Here is a 17698-nt window from a genome sequence, read left to right as displayed (position 1 = left end):
GGAGATGTGCAGAAGAGAGAGGCCGGGTCCGTCACCCCGAGGAGCACCACTGCGCCCGCGACGGCGGCGCCCCCGGACCGTGGCGGGCCGGGGGACCGGGGCGCTCGCGGGCGCCGCGGGAGCGCGGCTCGTGCGGAGGCGGCTCAACGGGCGTCGCGCAGGACGTCCTCGATGTCGTCGAGCACCTTCGCCCCGCCCAGCGGCCCCACGCCCGTGATCCAGTACGACTGGTCGACGAGGTGCAGCTCCGGGAACGACGCGGCATTGTCCGTGACGGCGGCGGGCACCGTCGTCGGGTCGTCGACGTCCGTCGTGGTGACGAAGACCTCGTCGGCGCGCGCCTCGAGCACCTTCTCGGGCGACAGGTCGACGGAGATGGATCCCTCCCAGTCGCGCTCGGGCGTGGTGAACCCGGCGCACTCGAGGGTGCTGCCTGCGAAGGAGTCGGGGCCGTAGAGGGTGAGCAGGCCGTCGCGCGGGCGGATCATCTGGGCGGTCGCGCCGGCGGCCTCGTTCTCGGCCGCGACCTCGTCGCAGCGCGTCTGGTGGTCGGCGAGGAGCGCGGCGGCGTCGTCGGCCCGGCCGAGCGCGTCGCCGACGCGGGCGACGTTGTCCTGCCACGGATCCGCCTGCGAGGCGAGGAAGACGGTCGGGGCGATGGCGGCGAGCTGGTCGTGGATCGCGGCATGCCGGGACTCGGTGCCGATGATGAGGTCCGGCGCGAGCGCCGCGATCCGCTCGACGCCGGGCTCGGGCACCGTCCCGACGACCTTGGCGGCGGCGGCGTCGGCGCCGAGGTAGGCGGGCACGCCCGCGGTCTCGTTCAGCACGGCCGCGCCCACGGGGACGACGCCGAGCGCCACGCTCGTGTCGAGGGCGACGGGCTCCAGCACGACCACGCGCTGCGGCGCCTCGGGGACCTCGACCTCGCCGCGGGCGTCCGTGACGGTGCGGGTGCCGGTGGTGGGGGATCCGGCCGCCGCGCCGCCCGCATCGCCGGCGGGCGCGCAGGCCGCGAGGCCCAGGACGACGAGGGCTGCGAACGCGGCGGCGGTCCGGCGGCGGCGGTCGCGCCCTCCTGCGCTGGGAGCGGCGGATGCGAGGACGCGGGCGGGCAGGACGGCACGGGGAGGGATCACGAGGGCCTTCGTTCGACGGGATGCGTCTCGACGGCAGCGCCGGCGCCGAGCTGGGATAGGTGAGGCTAACCTAACCGACTTCTCCCGCCGGGTCACGCCGACGGCCCTCCGCGCGCCAGTACCCCTGCGCCTGCACGCGCGCGGGATCGACTCCGTGCGCCACGACCGCGGCGCGCAGCCCGGCCACGGCCGCGCTCTCCGTGGCGATCCACGCCGCGAACCGCGGCCCGTCGGCCACGGCCGCCGCGGCGTCCTCCGCGGCCCAGGCGGCGAGGGCCTCGCCGAGCGCGGCGGCGGGGCGCCCGGGGATCCGCCGCACCGCCCGGACCTCGACGCCGTCGGGCCGCGCGTCGACGGGCGGCCAGGCGTCCGGCGCATCCGCCTCCACCAGCACCACGCCGCGCGCGGACGGGTCGAGCGTCCGCAGGATCCCGGCGATCGCGGGCACGGCGGCCTCGTCGCCCACGAGCAGCACGCGGGCGGGCGGCAGGTCGGGCCGCCACTGGATCCCGTGGCGCCGGTCGCCCGCCCGCACGTCGGGCCCCGAGACGAGCAGCCGCGCGCCCGGACGGGCGCCGAGGGCCCAGGCGCTCGCGGGCCCGGCCGGCTCGTGGACGAGGAGGTCGACGTCGACCTCCGCGACCTCCGGCCGCACCGCGCGCGGCGTGTACGTGCGCAGCGGGTGCCGCTCGGCGGGCGGCATGCCGGCCACGAGGTGCCGCCAGTCCTCGACCGCGAGGCCGTCCACGTCGCCCGCGAGGGGGCCGGCCCACCCGCCGCCGGCGCCGTCGGGCCGGGGGAGCACCAGCTTGATCCGCTGGTCGAGGCCCCACGGCGCGAACAGGTCGAGCGTCGGCCCCGTGAGCGTCACGCGCACGAACGCCGGGGAGACGCGCACCGTCCGCACCACGCGCGCCTCGAACAGCCGGTACGACGGGTGCGGCACGGCGGAGGGCATCCCGGGAGCGTACCGGGGCGGATCACGACGCTCCGATGCCCGACGCCGAGGTCGACGCCCGGGTGGGGCGCCTCCGCGTCGGGCAGGCAGACTGGACGCGGCGGGACGATCTCGCACGACGACGAGAGGGGTGCCCATGGGCCTGCATCGGATATCGGGAGATTCGCTGAAGCCGGTGGGCGCGACCACGTTCGCCGCGCTCGAGCTCCGCGAGCGGGATGATCTGCAACGGCTCCTGCGAGACGACCTCTCCGTCCTGGATGACGGGCTCCTCCTCATCGCCGAGGAGTACGGGGACTTCGCCGGATCGCAGCGCCGCATCGACTTGCTGGCCCTCGATCGGTCAGCGCAGCTCGTGGTCATCGAGCTCAAGCGCACCGCGGATGGCGGCCACGTCGAGCTCCAAGCCCTCCGATATGCCGCCATGGTGTCGACGATGACCGTCGACCACCTCATCGCCACGCACTCGCGCCAGCACGGCACCGCCGCAGACGAGTCGCAGCGCGTCCTCGAGGAGTGGGTCAGCGACGAGGGCGAGCTGATCGAGCTGTCGAGCCGGGTCCGTCTGATCCTCGCCTCCGCGGACTTCAGCACGGAGGTCACCGCGACGGTCCTCTGGCTGACGCAGGAATACGGTCTCGACATCAGCTGCTACCGGCTGGTGCCCTACCTGCTCGGCGAGGAGACGCTCCTCGACATCCAGCGGATCATCCCCCTGCCGGAGGCGACCGACTTCCAGATCCAGCAGCGGGTGAAGGGCGCCGCATCGGCAGCGCTGGTCGCGACCGGGGGACGCGACTTCACGAAGTACGCCCTCCGTGTGGGCGACCGGTCCTTCGAGGGCACGAGCAAGCAGGGTGCGGTGAAGATCCTCGTGACGGCGCTGCACGCGGCTGGAGTGCCTGTCGACGCACTCCGGGAGAACATCGAGTCGAGCCGGTGGATCCCCGTCCGTCCGCAGGACGGGGAGACGGTGGAGCAGGCGTTCCGGCGTGAGCACCCCACCCGCAAGTCGCACTACTGGTTCGACCTGGAGGTCCGCGACGACGACGGGGCATGGGTCATACCCCGATTCGGCGGCACGCGGACCGAGCAGTACCTCGCCGAGTTGCAGCGGCTCGCGCCGACGTCGCTCCCGGTGACGTGGCAGGCCGTGGCGCCCTGATCAGCCGCCCGAGAACGGCGGCAGCACGTCCACCGCGCTGCCGGCGGTGAGGGGCGCGTCGCGGTCGGAGGTCGCGACGCCCTCCACGAGGTAGGTGCAGCGGGCGAGCACCGCGGCGGCGTTCGCGGGGTCGTCGGTGCGGGCGGCGCGCGTGCCGAGGGCGTCCATCAGGTCGCCGAGGACGGCGCCGTCGGGCAGCTCGAGCGCGTCGGTCGTGCGGCCGAGGGAGGCCGCGGCGGCGGCGAAGAGCTCTACGGGGACGATCACGTCAGCCGCCGATCGCGCTCATGGAGCGGGCGGGCTGGATGAAGTCGGCGTCGTCCATTCCGTGGCCCTTCGGCTTCGCCCACATCGCGCCGCGCCAGAGGTCCGCCACCTCCGCATCGCTCGCACCGGAGCGCAGCGGCGCGAGCAGGTCGGTCTCCGTGTGCGAGAAGAGGCAGCTGCGGACCCCGCCCGTCGCCGTGAGCCGGGTGCGGCGGCAGTCGGCGCAGAACGGCTCGGTGACGCTCGCGATGACGCCGACGCGGCCGAGCATCGCCGTCGCCGCGCCGCCCTCGCGGGTGTGGACCCGCCAGAGCTCGGCCGGGGCGCCGTCGCGCGGGGCCTCGTCGGGCACGAGGACGAAGCGCTCCTCGAGGCGTCCCCGGATCTCGGCCGCCGTGATCATCTCGGCGCGGTCCCACGCGTGGTCGGCGTCGAGCGGCATCTGCTCGATGAAGCGCAGCTGGTGGCCGCCGGCGAGCGCCCAGGCGAGGAGGTCCGCCGCCTGGTCGTCGTTGACGCCGCGCACGAGCACCGCGTTGACCTTCACGGGCGTGAGCCCCGCCGCCGCCGCGGCGTCGATGCCCTCGAGCACCCGGTCGAGGAACGGCCGGCGCGTGATGAGCCGGAACGTCTCGGCGTGCACGGAGTCGAGGGAGACGTTGATGCGGTCGAGGCCCGCGTCCTTCAGCGCCTGCGCGCGGGAGGACAGCCCGATCGCATTGGTGGTGAGCGAGATCTCGGGCCGGTCGGGGAGCGCGGCGCACGCGGCGATGATCTCGAGCAGGTCGCGGCGGAGGAGCGGCTCGCCGCCCGTGAACCGCACCTGGCGGACGCCGAGGTCGCGCACGCCGATGCGCACGAGCCGCTCGATCTCGGCGAGCTGGAGCGCCTGCCGGTCCGGCGTGAAGGGGAGGCCCTCGGCCGGCATGCAGTACGTGCACCGGAGGTTGCAGCGGTCGGTGAGCGAGATGCGGAGGTCCGTCGCCCGGCGCCCGTGCTGGTCGAGGAGCGCGGGGTCGTCGGGCCGGGCGGGTCCCGGAGCGGCGGCGGGACGCGGCATGGCCGGCATCCCCAGCGAGGTGCTCATGCGCCCAGGCTACGCGGGCGCCGCTGCGGGTCCGACGCGGCGCCGTCCGGGACGCTGACGTCGCGCCGCGTCCGCGGTACCTAGGATCGATCCATGACGCAGGACAGGAACCAGGGGCGACGGCGTGCCGCGGATGCCGAGGAGCCGGTCGACGCCTCCCCAGCGCAGGAGCCCGTCCGGTACCGCGTGAGCGAGGCCGCGGCGCTCCTCGGCGTGAGCGACGACACCCTCCGCCGCTGGGCCGACGCCGGCCGGCTCGACCTGGTGCGGGGCGAGGGGCGGCTGATCCAGGTCGACGGCGTGCAGCTCGCGCACCTCGCGACCGAGCTCGCCGCGGACGGGACGCTCGCGGCGCCGGGCGCGCGCCGCCCGCTGGCCTCGGCGCGGAACCGGCTGCCCGGCATCGTCACGCGCGTGGTGCGCGACGGCGTGATGGCGCAGGTGGAGATCCAGGCCGGGCCCTTCCGGGTGGTGTCGCTCATCAGCCGCGAGGCCGCCGACGAGCTGGGGCTCGAGGTCGGCGCGCCCGCCGCGGCGACCGTGAAGGCCACGAACGTGGGCGTCGAGCGGCTGTCGCCCGACGCGCTGACGGGCGGCCGGGCGTGAGGCCGACGGTCCGGCTCCGGCGGGGTCGGCTCCTCGCGGCCGTCGCCGCGCTCGCCGTCGCCGGCACGACGGCGGGTTGCGCGGCGGGCGGATCCGTCCCCGCCCCCGGATCCGCGACCGCCGCCCCCGGCGCCCTGTCCGGCGCGCTCGTGGTCCAGGCCGCCGCCTCGCTCACCGGCAGCATGGACGAGGTCGCGCGCGCGTTCGAGGCGGCGCATCCGGGCGTCACCGTGACCGTCTCGTACGGCGGCAGCTCGACGCTCGCGCAGCAGATCGTGCAGGGTGCCCCCGCGGACGTGTTCGCCTCCGCGTCGAACGCCACCATGCAGACGGTGGTGGACGCCGGCGAGACCGCGGGGAGCCCCCGCGTCTTCGCCCGCAACGCCCTCGAGATCGCGGTGCCGCCCGGCGATCCCGGCGGCGTCACCGGCCTCGCCGACTTCGCCGACCCCGACCGCGCCTTCGCCCTCTGCGCGCCCGAGGTGCCGTGCGGCGCCGCCGCCGCCACGGCGTTCCGGGAGGCGGGCGTCACGCCGCGTCCGGACTCGCTCGAGCAGGACGTGCGCGCCGCCCTCACCCGCGTGGAGCTCGGGGAGGTGGACGCGGCGGTCGTCTACGCGACCGACGTGCGCGCCGCGGGCGACCGGGTGCAGGGGATCCCGCTGCCCGACGGACAGGACGTGACGACCGACTGCGTCGTGGCGCCGCTCGCCGGATCCGCCGCGCCGGAGGCCGCCGCCGCGTTCGCCGACTTCGTGGCCGGCGACGAGGCCCGCGCGCTGTTCGCGGACGCGGGGTTCCGTGCGCCGTGACGCCCGGGCCGACCGCGTGCCGGCCCTCCTCTGGATCCCCGCGGGAGCCGCCCTCGCGTTCCTCGTGCTGCCGCTCGCGGCCCTCGTGGTGCGCGCCCCCTGGGCGACCCTCGGGGAGCGGCTCGCGGATCCCGGGATCGCCCGCGCCCTCGGCCTCTCGCTCGGCAGCGCGCTCGCCGCGACCGCCCTCAGCCTCCTGCTCGGGGTGCCGCTCGCGTTCGTGCTGTCGCGCTCGGCGGGCCGCCCGCCCGTCGTGCAGCGGGTGCTGCGCGCGCTCGTGACCGTGCCGCTCGTGCTGCCGCCCGTGATCGGCGGGGTGGCGCTGCTGCTCCTGCTCGGCCGTCGCGGCCTCGTGGGCGGACCGCTCGAGGCGCTCACCGGCATCACCATCCCGTTCACGACGCCGGCCGTGGTGATCGCGGAGACGTTCGTGGCCATGCCGTTCCTCGTGCTCGCCGTGGAGGGGGCGCTGCGCGGCGCCGACCGCCGCTACGAGGACGCCGCCGCGACCCTCGGCGCGAGCCGCTGGACCGTGCTCCGCCGCATCACCCTGCCGCTCGTCGCACCGGGGATCGGGGCCGGGGCCGTGCTCTGCTTCGCGCGGGCGCTGGGCGAGTTCGGGGCGACGCTCACCTTCGCCGGCAGCTTCCCGGGCGTCACGCAGACCATCCCGCTGTCGGCGTACCTGGCGCTGCAGACGGATCCGGACGCCGCCGTCGTCCTCAGCCTCGTGCTGCTCGCCGTGTCGGTCGTCGTGCTCGTGAGCCTCCGCGACCGGTGGACGTCGGGGGTGCACGCGTGACCGGGGGAGCGGCCGCGGACGTGCCAGGCCGTGCCGTGCCGGGCCGCGCCGTGCCGGGTCCCGCCGTGCCGGGTCCCGCCGCGGCGGGGCTGGCCGCTCCGGGGCTGGCCGCGCGCGTGGTCGTGGCGCGCCCCGCCTTCCGCCTCGACGTCGAGCTGCGCGTCCCCGCCGGGTCCACCGCCGCGGTCGTCGGCCCGAACGGCGCCGGCAAGTCCACGCTCCTCCGGGCGCTCGCCGGGCTCGTGCCCCTCGACGCCGGACGGCTCGCCCTCGACGGCCGCGTGCTGGAGCGCACGGGGGACGGGGAGGGCGGGGAGCCGGCCGTCCGGATCCCCGTCGAGCGCCGCGGGATCGGCGTGGTGTTCCCCGACCACCTGCTCTTCCCCCACCTCCCGGCGCTCGCGAACGTCGCCTTCGGTCCGCGCGCGCACGGCGTCGCCCGGGCCGAGGCGGAGGACCGGGCGCGCGCGCTCCTCGACCGCCTCGGGATCGGGCACCTCGCCGACCGCAAGCCCGCGGCCCTCTCCGGCGGGCAGTCCCAGCGGGTCGCGCTCGCCCGCGCCCTCGTGCTCGAGCCGCCGCTGCTCCTCCTCGACGAGCCGATGGCGGCGCTCGATGCGGGCACGCGGCTCGACGTGCGCGACCTCCTCGCCGACGAGCTGCGGCGCTTCGGCGGCGCCGCCGTGCTCGTGACGCACGACCCGGTCGACGCGCTCGCCCTCGCCGACCGGATCCACGTGCTCGAGGGCGGCCGCGTCGTGCAGGAGGGCGTCCCCGCCGAGGTCGCCGCGCGCCCCGCGACCGCCTACGTCGCGCGGCTCGTGGGCATGGTGCGTGTGACGGGGCGGGACGCCGCGGGCCGGCCGGTCGTGTTCGTCGCGGCGCCCGCCGACGTGCGGCTGGCGCGCGAGGACGTGGGCGCCGGAGCCCGCGCTTGCCCCGACGCCGACCCGCGCGGCGTCACGGCGTCCGGCACGGTCCGCCGGATCGAGGGCGCGGCCGGCCGGATCCGGGTCGCCCTCCGCCTCGACGTGCACCGGCCCGAGGGCGCGGCCGCCGCGGGCGACGGACTCGTCCTCGACCCCGGCGCGGAGGTCACCGCGGAGCTCGACGCGGCGGCGTTCGCGGAGCTCCGCCCGGCCGCGGGCGAGCGCCTGGTCGTCCGCATCCCGCGCGGGGACTGAGTCAGCCCGCGCCCGGACCGGCCCCCGGCCGCTCGACGGCCACCCGGTCGCCGCCCGGTCGTCGCCGCAGCGGGGCGCGCACGAGGCGGCGACGGCCGTCCGGCCCGAGGCGCACGAGCGACGCGACCACGACGACCACGAGCGCGGTCGCGAGCGCGATCTGCCACGCCCACAGGTCGGGCGCGAACAGCCGGAGCGCGAGCGCGCCGACCACCGCGAACCACTCCCCGCGGCCCGTCATCGCGATGAACGGGATCAGCAGCAGCGCGTACCAGGAGTACCGCGGGCTGACCGCGAGCAGGGTGACGCCGATCATCACGACCTGCCCGACCCACGGGTCCGCCGGGTCCGTCCGCCACCAGACGAGGGCCGCCGTCACGGCCAGGATGAGCGCCACGGCGACGAGGCCGAACCGCCCCGGCACGACGAGCTCGACCAGCGGGAAGCGCCCGCCGGCCTCGTAGCCCTCCTCCTGCAGGTAGCCCGGCAGGTACCCGAGCACCGCGAGGCCCGTGCTCAGCACGTAGGGCACGTACAGGAGCGCGAAGGTCACGACGGCCGCGGTGATGACCTTCCACGGCTGCCGGCGGAGCAGCGCGGGGGCCGCGATGACCGGGATGAGCTTCGTGGCGATGGCGGCGCCGAGCGCGATGCCGCCGCGCCAGCGCATGCCGCCCGCGACGAGCAGCGACGCGGCCAGGGCGAGCAGGGCGCCGAGCGCGTCCACGTGCGAGTTCGTGACCACCTCGCTCGCCACGAGCGGGCACCACGCCCAGAGCGCCGCCCACCACACCGGCAGGCCGCGCCGCCGCAGGGCGCGCAGGAGGAGCAGGGTCACGGCCGTCATCATCAGGAGCCCGGCCGCCTGGAACGCCCCGTACTCGACCGTCACGGGCACGACGGCGCGCACGCCCGCGAAGAACAGCTCCGCCATGGGCGGGTAGATGGTGGGCACCTGCGGGCGGTTGAGCGCGGTGCACATCGGCACGCCGGTCCCGGCCTCGCGGAGGCCCTGGATCCGCGTGCCCTCGCAGGTGGCGGACCCGTCGGCGCGCGCCACCGTGTCCGGGAAGAGCCACGCGGGCCGGAGGTCGCGGAGCTCCGGGTCGGCGGGCGTGTACCGGTAGGGCGACTCGCCCGTGCCCTGGACGATGCCGTCCCAGGCGTAGCGGGCGGAGTCGGTGCTGGTGTTCGGGGGCCCGGCCATCGCGGCGCCGCCGACGACCACGGATCCGAGGATGATGAGCGCAGCGGCGGATCGGGCCGGCAGTCTCCGCACCAGGAGGACGGCGGCTCCGAACACCACCCAGAGCACGACGACGAGCCAGAAGAACGGCGCGGCACCCTCGCGGCGGAAGAACGCCTCGTCGTCGGCCTCCCCGAACAGATCGAACGCGACCACCGACCATCCGGTGAGCGCGGCCATGACGAGCAGGACGAAGGCGGTGAGGGCGGTGCGCACACCCCATTGTGTCGGCCGCGGCCCGAGCGTCCGCCGGTCCGCCCCGGGACGACGTCCCCGCGACACCCGGAGGTCCCCGTGCGGACGCTGATGCACGAGGCGCAGCGGCGGCTCGCGTCGCCCGCGCGGACGACACGGATGGCCGTCGTCATCGGCCGGCTGCTCGGCCTCGCCTTCCTCGTCTGCTTCGCGACGGGCCTCTACAGCCACTACCTGCAGGAGCCGCTCCCGTGGATGCGGTTCCCCACGGCGCCGGTGTCGCTCTACCGCGTGACCCAGGGCATCCACATCACCGCGGGCATCGCCTGCGTGCCGCTGCTGCTCGCGAAGCTCTGGATCGTCTTCCCCGAGCTGCTGACCTACCCGCCGGTCACCGGGGTCGTCTCGTTCCTCGAGCGCGCCTCCATCGCCGTCTTCGTCGGCGCCTCCCTCCTCGAGGTGACGATCGGCCTCCTCAACACCTTCCAGTGGGTGCCGTTCCCGTTCTACTTCCGGCAGACGCACTGGGCGCTGGCCTTCGTGGTCGTCGGGTCGCTCGCGATCCACATCGGGGTGAAGCTGCCCGCCATCGCCCGGCACTGGCGGCGCGGGCAGGCGGACGAGTCGCTCATCGTCGCGGCGGAGGACGCTCCCGCGGTCGGCCGTGACGGCGACGGCGGAGGTGCCGCCCGCCCGGCGCGCGGCGTCACGGGCCGCGTGCTCGCCTGGATCGACGACACCCCCGTCACGCCGGCCCCGGTCGCGCGGCGCGGCTTCCTCGTGGCGGTCGGCGCGTCCGTGGCCGCGGTCGTCGGGCTCACCGCGGGCCAGTCCTTCCGCGTCCTCGCCCCGTTCAACGCCTTCGGCCCGCGCGTCATGGGCACCGGCCCCCAGGGCCTGCCCGTCAACCGCACGGCCGAGGCCGCCGGCGTCACGGGGTCCGCGATGGATCCCGCCTGGACGCTCACGGTCTCCGCCGGATCCACCTCGCGCGCGTTCACCATGGAGGACCTCCGCGGCATGGAGCTCGTGACCGCCACGCTCCCCATCGCCTGCGTCGAGGGCTGGAGCCAGTCGGCCGTATGGCGGGGCGTCCGCCTCCGGGACCTCATGGACGCGGTCGGGGCCGACCCCGGCGCGCGCCTGCGGGTCACGAGCCTCGAGCAGCGCGGCGGGTTCCGGCGCACCGAGATGGGACCGGAGTACGTCCGCGACCCGCTCACCCTCGTGGCGCTGGAGCTCGACGGCGCGCCCCTCGACATCCAGCACGGCTACCCCGCGCGCATGATCGCGCCCGGACGCCCCGGCGTGCTGCAGACCAAGTGGCTCTCCACCCTGGAGGTGATGTGATGACCGGCAGCCCCCGGACGCCCGCGGACCGCGGCGGGCGCGGCATGCTCGCGGCCCGCGCGGTGCTCATCGCGATCGGCGTGGTCGGCCTGGCGGGCGGCGTGCTCACGCTGCTCGACACGCAGCGCACCGACCAGGTCGTCGGCGTCGCCGTGTTCCTGCTGCTCGCGATCGTCGTGCACGACGCGATCCTGTCGCCCGTCGTCTTCGCCGCTGGCCTCCTGCTGCGGAAGGCCGGCCGCCGGCTGCCCGCGGGGGCGCTGGTCATCGTGCAGGCCGGTGTGGTCGTGATGGCCGTCATGACCCTGGTCGTCGTGCCGGAGATCCGCGCGCGGGCCATCGGCAACGGCAACCCGACGATCCTCATCGCCGACTACGCGCCGCGCCTCGTGCTCATGTGGGTCGCCACCGCGGTGGCGACGGCCGTGGTCGCGGCGCTCTACGCGCGCACGAGGCGGCAGAAGGACCGGCCCTCGACCTCCCAGCACTGAGCGAGGCCGAGGCCCGCGTCCGCGGCCATGCGCGCGACCGCGTCGCGGCCGACCTGGGCCCACGGGAACGGGTCGCTCGCGTTCCCCTGGCCGTCCTCGACCGTGCACTCGAAGGTGCGGTCGCGGGCGGGATCCGGGTGGGTCTCCACCACGAGCGCGCCGGAGTCGTCGAGCAGCTCGCCGCAGCGGGCGAGGAGCGCGGCCGCGTCGCCGCCGATGCCGATGTTGCCGTCGAGGAGCAGGAGCATGCCCCAGCCGCCCTCGCGCGGTAGCCGCTCGAAGACGGAGCGGTGCAGGACCGGGAGGCCCTGGCCCGCCGCCATCTCGACCACGGTGGGGGAGACGTCGATCCCGAGCGCGCCGAGCCCCGCGTCCATCGCCGCGCGGACCATGCGGCCCGGGCCGCAGCCGATGTCGAGGACGGGTCCCGCGGCGTCGGCGAGGAGGCTCATGTCGACCTCGTCCGCGTCCGCGCTCCAGCGGCTGATGTCGATGACCTCGGCGCTGTCGTCGTCGGCCGCGAGGGAGAGGAACAGGACCTCCCCGGAGTCCCGCAGGGCGCGAGCGTACGGCTCGCCGCCTCCGGATCCGAAGGTCCGGGCGCGCGCGTCGGCGCGGTCCTCGGGATGGTCGACGGCCAGGCTCATGCGGGGTCCCCCAGGGGTGATGCGGGTGCGGTGGTGTCGGCGCGGGTCGCCGCGTCGGTCATGAGGATTCGGAGCGTGGCGGCGAAGCGATGGGCGGGCGCGGCCGCGGCGGCCTCCCGCGCGTCGTCGACCGTGTCCACGTCGGTGAGCTCGGGGAGCATCGCGACGTCGAGCCCGGCGTCGATCAGGCGGGACAGCTGCACCGCGCCGGTGTCGTCCCGGGACATGGGGACGCCGCGCACCAGCGCGCCGTCGGGGTCCCGGAGCCCGAGCGCCCAGAAGCCGCCGTCGTTCGCCGGGCCGAACCACGCGTCGGGGCCCTGCGCGCCGTCGGCCCAGGAGTCGAGGACGGGGCGCAGCAGCGCCGCGGTCAGCTGGGGCGTGTCCATCCCGACGAGGAGGACGGGGCCGTCGAGCGCGTCGAACATGGCGGCGAGGCGCTCGTCGAGGTCGCCCGCGACCTGCGGGATCACGTCGTACCCGGCCGCCTCCCCGGGCGGCGTCGTGCCGTCGAAGAGGAGCACGCGCCGCGCGGGGGCGGCGTCGTCGACCGCGGCGAGCGTGTCGGCGAGGGCCGCGGAGGCGAGCTCCGCCGCCTCCTCGAGCGTGAACGGCGGGTGCAGGCGCGTCTTCACGCGCCCCGGGATGCACTCCTTGGCGATGACGACGACGGCGGTCATGCGGATCCTCCCGGTGCGCGGCCCGTACCCGCGGCCGCGGCGCGCGCCTCGGCCAGCACGCGCGACATGTCGCGGACGGCCGTGACGGTCCCGCGCACGGTGCCGGTGACCTTGGACCGCCCCACGCGCGGTGCGTACGGCATGTCCACCTCCAGGATGCTCCACCCGGCCGCGGACGCCCGCAGGAGCATCTCCAGCGGATAGCCGCTGCGCCGGTCGAGGATGCCGAGGCCCAGCAGCTCGGTGCGCCGGCCGCAGCGCATCGGGCCGAGGTCGTGGAGCGGGACCCCCGTGATCCGCCGGAGCCGGCGGGCGAGCTCCAGGTTCGCGATGCGCGCGTGCAGCGGCCACGCGCCGCGCGCCGAGGGCACGCGGCGGCCGAGCACGAGGTCGCGCTCGCCGTGCCGGACCGGGTCGACGACGCGGGGGAGGAGGGCCGGGTCCATCGACGCGTCGGCGTCGCAGAACGCGACGAGCGGGGCGGTCGCGGCCTCGAGGCCCGCGTGCGCGGCGGCGCCGAACCCGCGGCGGGACTCGGCCACCACGAGCGCGCCATGCTCCCGCGCGACCTCGGCGGAGCGGTCGGTCGAGCCGTTGTCGACGACGATGGCGCGGTACCCCTCCGGCAGGCGCGACAGCACCCAGGGCAGGGCCTCCTCCTCGTCCAGGCAGGGGAGGACCACGTCCACGAGCGCTTGCGTCATGCCGTGAGCCTAGGAGGCCGCGCCTGGGCGAGCCGCCGCCGGCCGCGAGGCGGCACCGGAGCGAGCCCGCGCCTGGGCGAGCCGCCGCGGGGCCGAGGCGCCGCGCGGGCCGGGCGTCGGCGAGGGGTGACGGCTCGCTCGCAAGCCGGACACCGCCCGGCTGCGCCCAGGGACCGGCGCATAGTCTGGCCGGGTGAGCCCCGCATCCGATACCGCGCGCGCCGATGGCGGCCGCCCCGACCCCTCCCGGTCCGATCCCTCGCGACCGGACCCCCTGCGCGGCCGCCGCATCCTCGTCGTCGAGGACGACCCCACCGTCAACGAGGTCGTGTGCCGCTACCTCAAGGCCTCCGGCTTCCACGTGGAGACGGTCGCCGACGGCCTCGAGGCCGTGCGCGTCGCCACCGAGCGGATGCCCGACCTCGTCGTGCTCGACCGGATGCTGCCGGGCCTCGACGGGCTCGAGGTGTGCCGTCGGATCCGGGCGGAGCACCCCGAGTCGCCCGTCCCCGTCGTGATGCTCACCGCGCTCGGCCAGGGCGAGGACCGCGTCAACGGCCTCGACGCCGGCGCCGACGACTACCTCGCGAAGCCCTTCTCCCCCCGCGAGCTGGTGCTCCGCGTGCGCGCCGTGCTCCGCCGCACCGTCCTCGAGGACGTCCCGGAGCCCGCGTTCGTCGCCGGCCCGTTCGTGCTCGACCTCGGTGCGCGCGAGATCCACCAGGCCGGCTCCATGCTGTCGCTCACGTCGCGCGAGTTCGACCTGCTGGCCTTCCTCCTGCGGAACCCGCGCCGCGTGTTCGGCCGCGACGACCTGCTCCGCCAGGTGTGGGGCTGGGAGATCGGCGACCTCAGCACCGTCACCGTGCACGTGCGGCGGCTGCGGGAGAAGATCGAGGCGGATCCCGCGCACCCCGTGCTCCTCGGGACCGTGTGGGGCGTGGGCTACCGCTTCGACCCGGACGCCGCGACGCCCGTCGCGCCCGACGCCCCCGACGCCCCCGCCGGGGGCGACGCGTGAACGCGGACTCCTTCCTCATCGTCGTGCTCACGGCGCTCGTCTGCGCCGCCGTCGTGGGCCTCGGCGCCAGCGTCCTGCTCCGGCTCCTCCGCCGCCGGTCGCTCGTGCTGCAGATCTGCGTCGTCGCGCTCGCCGCGGTGCTCTCGGTCGTCGGCGGCATGGTCGCGGTCACCGCGGGCATGCTCGTGGACGACGCCGGCCTCGCCGCGTTCCTCTCCGTCGCCGCCGTCTCCGCGCTCGTCTCGCTCGTCATGGCCGCGATGCTCGGCATGACCCTGGTGCGCGGCAGCCGGGAGCTCGGCCGCTACGCCGCGTCCATGGGCGAGGAGGCCGCCGTCGAGCCGAACCGCCCCACCAGCACGGAGTTCGCGCAGCTCGCCCGCGAGCTCAGCGCCGCGAACCGCCGCCTCGCGGACGCGCGCGACCGGATGGAGGCGCAGGAGCGCAGCCGCCGCGAGCTCATCGCCTGGATGTCGCACGACCTCCGCACGCCGCTGGCCGGCATCCGCGCCATGGCCGAGTCCCTCGAGGACGGCATGGTCGACGACGAGCACCGCTACTTCCGGCAGATCCGCGTGCAGGCGAACCGCCTCAACGGCATGGTCGACGACCTCTTCGAGCTGTCCCGCATCAACTCGGGCAGCCTCGAGCTCGCCGTCGAGCGCGTCTCCCTCTACGACGTCGTGAGCGACACGGTCGCCGAGCTCGGACCGGTCGCGCAGGCGCGCCAGGTCGACCTCCGCGGCGTCACCGCGCACGACGACCTCGTGGTGCAGGGCGACCCGCGGGAGCTCTCGCGCGTCGTCGGCAACCTCGTGATGAACGCCATCCAGCAGTCGCTCCCGGGCGGCCGCATCGTCATCTCGGCGCACCGCGACTCCGGCAACCTCGCGGTCCTGTCGGTCGAGGACACCGCGGGCGGCATCCCCGAGGTCGACCTCCCACGCGTGTTCGACGCCGGCTGGCGCTCGACCGGATCCCGCACGCCGCGCGCGTACGCGGGCAGCGCCGCGCAGAGGGCGGCCCTCGGGCCCGACTTCCCGGCGCCAGCGGCCGAGACCGCGGAACCGGACCCCGCGGCGCAGGCCGAGTCCACCCACGACGGCGGCTACGCGTCCGGCGGTGGCGGCGCCGGCCTCGGCCTCGCGATCGTCCGCGGCATCGTGCGCGCGCACGACGGCGACGTGACCGTCCAGAACGTCGACGGCGGCTGCCGCTTCGACGTGATCCTCCCGTACAGCAAGCCGGTCCCGGCGTGACCCGTGCGGCCCTCGCCGCCTGGTCCGCGTTCCTGGGGGTCGTCGCGGCGCTGTGCGTGCTCGCCGTCGCGGAGATCGCGGCCGCGTTCGTCGCGCCCGCGGCGAGCCCGGTGCTCGCGGTCGGCGCGCTCGTCATCGACCTGGTGCCCGCGGGCGTCAAGGACGCCGTCATCGCGCTGTTCGGCACGGGCGACAAGGTCGCGCTCCTCGTCGTGCTCGGCGTCGTGGTGCTCGCCGCGGCCGCGCTCGCCGGCATCCTGCAGGTGCGCCGCCCGCCCCTCGGCATCGTCGTGCTGGCGCTCTTCGCCGGCATCGCGGTGCTGGCGGCCACCACGCGGGCCGGTGCCACGGGCGCCGCGGCGATCCCCACGGTCCTCGGCATGCTCGCGGGCGTCTTCATCCTGCATCGCGGCGCGGACCGGCTGCGCGACTGGCGCGACGCCGCCGACCGCTCCGCGTCCGTCGCCGCGCAGGCCGCGGAGCCCGTGCGCGCGATCGCCCGCCCGGCCGCTCGCGCGCCCCTCACCGGCGGCGCGCGCGTCGAGCGCCGCACCTTCCTCGTGATGACGGTCGTGGCGGGCGTCGCCTCCGTCGTCGCCGGATCCGTCGCCCGCGGTCTCAACGCCGCCGCCGCCCGCGTGGACGACTTCCGCCGCACCCTCGTGCTGCCGCGCGCGGCGACGCCCGCCGCCGCGATCCCCCCCTCCGCCGAGCTCGGGATCCCCGGCCTCGCGCCCTTCGTCACGCCCGCCTCGGACTTCTACCGCATCGACACGGCCCTGCAGGTGCCCTCCGTCGACGCGGCGTCGTGGCGCCTCCGCATCACCGGGATGGTGGAGGAGGAGGTGGAGATCACCTTCGCCGAGCTCCTGGCGCTGCCCCTCGAGGAGCACGTGACCACGCTCACGTGCGTGTCGAACGAGGTCGGCGGCGACCTGATCGGCAACGCCCTGTGGCTCGGCTACCCCATCCGGCTGCTGCTCGAGCGCGCCCGGCCCCGCGCCGGTGCCGACATGGTGCTGTCCACCAGCCAGGACGGCTGGACGGCGAGCACGCCCCTGGAGGCGCTCACCGACCCCGACCGGGCATCGATCCTCGCGGTGGGCATGAACGGCGAGCCGCTGCCGCAGCAGCACGGCTTCCCCGTGCGCATGGTGGTGCCCGGCCTCTACGGCTACGTGTCCGCGACGAAGTGGGTCACCGAGCTCAAGGTGACGACCTTCGCCGAGGACGTCGCCTACTGGTCGACCCGCGGCTGGACGGAGCGCGGCCCGATCAAGACCGGCTCGCGCATCGACACCCCGCGCGCGGGCGTGCGCGTGGACGCGGGCCGGGTGGCCGTCGCGGGCATGGCGTGGGCGCAGCACACCGGGATCGCGCGCGTGGAGGTGCGCGTCGACGAGGGCGACTGGGTCGAGGCGACGCTGGGCGAGGGCGTGGGCGCCGACACCTGGCGGCAGTGGTCGTACGCGTGGGACGCGACGAGCGGATCCCACCGGCTCGAGGTGCGCGCGACCGACACCACGGGCGCCACCCAGACCTCGGACGAGGCGCCGCCCGCGCCCGACGGCGCGACCGGCTGGCACGGGATCTCGGTCACCGTCGCCTGATCCCCGCCCGGCGGCCCTCCCGGGACGCGCGGAGCCCGAGCGCGTAGCGTCGAGGGACGGCGCCACCGCGCCGCACCGACCCGCAGAGGAGAGCACCGTGAGCGACATCGAGAACCCGCGCGACCCCGCCGACCGCGACCTGGACGACACGGGCGTCGACGTGGAGGAGCTCGTCGGCACCGACGACCGCGACGCCGAGGAGTCCGTCGACGCGGAGCGCGTCGTGCCGCTCGACGAGGACGACGCGGCGGCCGCCGACGACGACGACGCGGAGGACGGCGGGCTGGGCATCGACATCACGCAGTCGGACGGCCCCGACCTCGAGGCCGGCGACGACCTGGACACGGGCGCCGCGATCCGCTGACCCGCCCGGCGGGACCCGCCCGCCCCGGACGACACGCCTCGACGACACGACGACGGCCCCCGCAGGAGCGGGGGCCGTCGTCGTGTCGGGGGGGGGGGGGGGGGTGGGGGG

The 17698-nt window shown here is 76.3% G+C and carries 19 protein-coding genes; 11 read left to right on the top strand and 8 right to left on the bottom strand.

The features are described from left to right. Window positions 1-143 precede the first annotated feature (143 nt). Window positions 144-1139, bottom strand: a complete 996-nt coding sequence (locus AC07VC_RS16125) for an ABC transporter substrate-binding protein (protein ID WP_494676354.1) — start codon at window positions 1137-1139, stop codon at window positions 144-146. 70 nt (window positions 1140-1209) lie between these two features. Beyond that, window positions 1210-2097, bottom strand: coding sequence for a siderophore-interacting protein (locus tag AC07VC_RS16120; RefSeq protein WP_494676353.1), 888 nt, complete (start codon window positions 2095-2097; stop codon window positions 1210-1212). Between the two features lie 175 nt (window positions 2098-2272). Here AC07VC_RS16120 and AC07VC_RS16115 point away from each other — a divergent pair, with 175 nt between their 5' ends. Further along, the gene (locus AC07VC_RS16115; protein ID WP_494676352.1) at window positions 2273-3262 is read left to right on the top strand and encodes a hypothetical protein; all 990 of its coding nucleotides are present in this window, start codon (window positions 2273-2275) and stop codon (window positions 3260-3262) included. Here the strand turns inward: AC07VC_RS16115 and AC07VC_RS16110 are convergent, their stop codons facing one another. Then, on the bottom strand, window positions 3263-3529 hold the full coding sequence (locus tag AC07VC_RS16110) for a MoaD/ThiS family protein (RefSeq protein WP_494676351.1): 267 nt from the start codon (window positions 3527-3529) through the stop codon (window positions 3263-3265). 1 nt (window position 3530) lies between these two features. Further along, entirely contained in the window at window positions 3531-4616 is a 1086-nt protein-coding gene (gene moaA, locus AC07VC_RS16105; protein ID WP_494676350.1) for a GTP 3',8-cyclase MoaA, read from the bottom strand. 93 nt (window positions 4617-4709) lie between these two features. Between moaA and AC07VC_RS16100 the strand changes: the two genes are divergently transcribed. Genes AC07VC_RS16100 through AC07VC_RS16085 form a run of 4 tightly spaced genes read left to right on the top strand, consistent with a single transcriptional unit; the run spans window position 4710 to window position 8020 of the window. Further along, entirely contained in the window at window positions 4710-5222 is a 513-nt protein-coding gene (locus AC07VC_RS16100) for a TOBE domain-containing protein (protein ID WP_317230831.1), read from the top strand. Next, window positions 5219-6034: a molybdate ABC transporter substrate-binding protein gene (gene modA, locus AC07VC_RS16095; protein ID WP_494676349.1), complete on the top strand. Its 816-nt coding sequence runs from the start codon at window positions 5219-5221 to the stop codon at window positions 6032-6034. The genes AC07VC_RS16100 and modA overlap by 4 nt, the downstream gene beginning before the upstream one ends. Then, the gene (locus AC07VC_RS16090; RefSeq protein ID WP_494676348.1) at window positions 6024-6836 is read left to right on the top strand and encodes an ABC transporter permease; all 813 of its coding nucleotides are present in this window, start codon (window positions 6024-6026) and stop codon (window positions 6834-6836) included. The genes modA and AC07VC_RS16090 overlap by 11 nt, the downstream gene beginning before the upstream one ends. After that, the gene (locus AC07VC_RS16085; RefSeq protein WP_494676347.1) at window positions 6833-8020 is read left to right on the top strand and encodes an ABC transporter ATP-binding protein; all 1188 of its coding nucleotides are present in this window, start codon (window positions 6833-6835) and stop codon (window positions 8018-8020) included. Before AC07VC_RS16090 ends, AC07VC_RS16085 begins: the two co-directional genes overlap by 4 nt. A gap of 1 nt (window position 8021) precedes the next feature. Here the strand turns inward: AC07VC_RS16085 and AC07VC_RS16080 are convergent, their stop codons facing one another. After that, entirely contained in the window at window positions 8022-9482 is a 1461-nt protein-coding gene (locus AC07VC_RS16080) for a glycosyltransferase family 87 protein (RefSeq protein WP_494676346.1), read from the bottom strand. Between the two features lie 138 nt (window positions 9483-9620). On the opposite strand from AC07VC_RS16080, the gene AC07VC_RS16075 reads away from it, so the two are divergent. Both AC07VC_RS16075 and AC07VC_RS16070 read left to right on the top strand, forming a co-directional pair. Beyond that, a complete protein-coding gene (locus AC07VC_RS16075) occupies window positions 9621-10811 on the top strand; it encodes a molybdopterin-dependent oxidoreductase (protein WP_494724488.1) in 1191 nt (396 codons plus the stop codon). Then, window positions 10811-11302, top strand: coding sequence for a hypothetical protein (locus AC07VC_RS16070; RefSeq protein ID WP_494676344.1), 492 nt, complete (start codon window positions 10811-10813; stop codon window positions 11300-11302). Before AC07VC_RS16075 ends, AC07VC_RS16070 begins: the two co-directional genes overlap by 1 nt. On the opposite strand, the gene AC07VC_RS16065 is transcribed toward AC07VC_RS16070, so the two are convergent. From AC07VC_RS16065 to AC07VC_RS16055, 3 genes are read right to left on the bottom strand one after another with little or no spacing between them, the layout of a single operon-like run. Next, complete coding sequence (locus tag AC07VC_RS16065; protein WP_494676343.1) at window positions 11251-11949, bottom strand: class I SAM-dependent methyltransferase; 699 nt, start codon at window positions 11947-11949, stop codon at window positions 11251-11253. The genes AC07VC_RS16070 and AC07VC_RS16065 overlap by 52 nt on opposite strands. Further along, window positions 11946-12629 (bottom strand): TIGR04282 family arsenosugar biosynthesis glycosyltransferase, encoded by a 684-nt coding sequence (locus AC07VC_RS16060; RefSeq protein WP_494676342.1) that lies wholly within the window; start codon window positions 12627-12629, stop codon window positions 11946-11948. Before AC07VC_RS16060 ends, AC07VC_RS16065 begins: the two co-directional genes overlap by 4 nt. Beyond that, a complete protein-coding gene (locus AC07VC_RS16055; protein ID WP_494676341.1) occupies window positions 12626-13333 on the bottom strand; it encodes a glycosyltransferase family 2 protein in 708 nt (235 codons plus the stop codon). Before AC07VC_RS16055 ends, AC07VC_RS16060 begins: the two co-directional genes overlap by 4 nt. A gap of 193 nt (window positions 13334-13526) precedes the next feature. Here AC07VC_RS16055 and AC07VC_RS16050 point away from each other — a divergent pair, with 193 nt between their 5' ends. The 4 genes from AC07VC_RS16050 to AC07VC_RS16035 all read left to right on the top strand — a co-directional run bounded on the left by AC07VC_RS16050 (window position 13527) and on the right by AC07VC_RS16035 (window position 17587). Further along, window positions 13527-14354, top strand: a complete 828-nt coding sequence (locus AC07VC_RS16050; protein WP_494676340.1) for a response regulator transcription factor — start codon at window positions 13527-13529, stop codon at window positions 14352-14354. Continuing rightward, window positions 14351-15613, top strand: coding sequence for a sensor histidine kinase (locus AC07VC_RS16045; protein ID WP_317231118.1), 1263 nt, complete (start codon window positions 14351-14353; stop codon window positions 15611-15613). The genes AC07VC_RS16050 and AC07VC_RS16045 overlap by 4 nt, the downstream gene beginning before the upstream one ends. Beyond that, window positions 15610-17223, top strand: a complete 1614-nt coding sequence (locus AC07VC_RS16040; protein WP_494676339.1) for a molybdopterin-dependent oxidoreductase — start codon at window positions 15610-15612, stop codon at window positions 17221-17223. The genes AC07VC_RS16045 and AC07VC_RS16040 overlap by 4 nt, the downstream gene beginning before the upstream one ends. Window positions 17224-17320: 97 nt before the next feature. Continuing rightward, window positions 17321-17587, top strand: a complete 267-nt coding sequence (locus AC07VC_RS16035) for a hypothetical protein (RefSeq protein WP_494676338.1) — start codon at window positions 17321-17323, stop codon at window positions 17585-17587. Window positions 17588-17698: the final 111 nt, after the last annotated feature.

The sequence above is a fragment of the Clavibacter sp. GW821-FHT01D01 genome, from assembly GCF_059422605.1.
Note: the sequence above shows the minus strand (reverse complement) of the source record. Positions and strands in the feature narration are given on the sequence as shown.